We start from the raw sequence: 515 nt of genomic DNA, 5'->3' as shown, positions 1-515 counted from the left end.
TCTGCCAGGGCGACGACTCGACCATGCTGCTGGTCAAGCAGTTCGCGGAGAACGAGCCGACCTGCCTGTTCGGCACCCTGTCGCTCTGGCAGGGCGTCGACGTGCCCGGCCCCGCGCTGCGGCTGGTCATCATAGACCGGGTCCCGTTCCCCCGCCCCGACGACCCGCTCACCTCAGCACGGCAGCGCCACGTGGCGGCCACGGGCGGCAACGGCTTCATGACCGTCGCGGCCACGCACGCGGCACTCCTCCTAGCCCAGGGCACCGGCCGCCTGCTGCGCTCGCAGCACGACAAGGGCGTGATCGCCGTCCTCGACCCCCGACTGGCGACGGCCCGCTACAGCGGTTTCCTGCTGAGCTCCCTCCCCCCGTTCTGGCGCACCACCGACCCGGCCATCCCCCGCGCCGCCCTCAGACGCCTCGCCACAGAATCCTGACCCACCCCAAGGACTCCAGCCTCCGGACCGCAGAGGCGACGCCCTGCTCCAATCCCTGGGGCCGACCCACAAACGGCC

Annotated in this window: 1 protein-coding gene; it reads left to right on the top strand. The window is 72.0% G+C overall.

Annotated elements, in window-relative coordinates:
* A partial coding sequence (locus tag DAT37_RS39600; protein ID WP_332873393.1) for a helicase C-terminal domain-containing protein occupies positions 1–437 on the top strand: 437 nt, incomplete at its 5' end.
* Positions 438–515: the final 78 nt, after the last annotated feature.

The organism is Nocardia aurea (assembly GCF_003123685.1).
Taxonomy (GTDB): Bacteria; Actinomycetota; Actinomycetes; order Mycobacteriales; family Mycobacteriaceae; genus Nocardia; species Nocardia aurea.
Note: the sequence above shows the minus strand (reverse complement) of the source record. Positions and strands in the feature narration are given on the sequence as shown.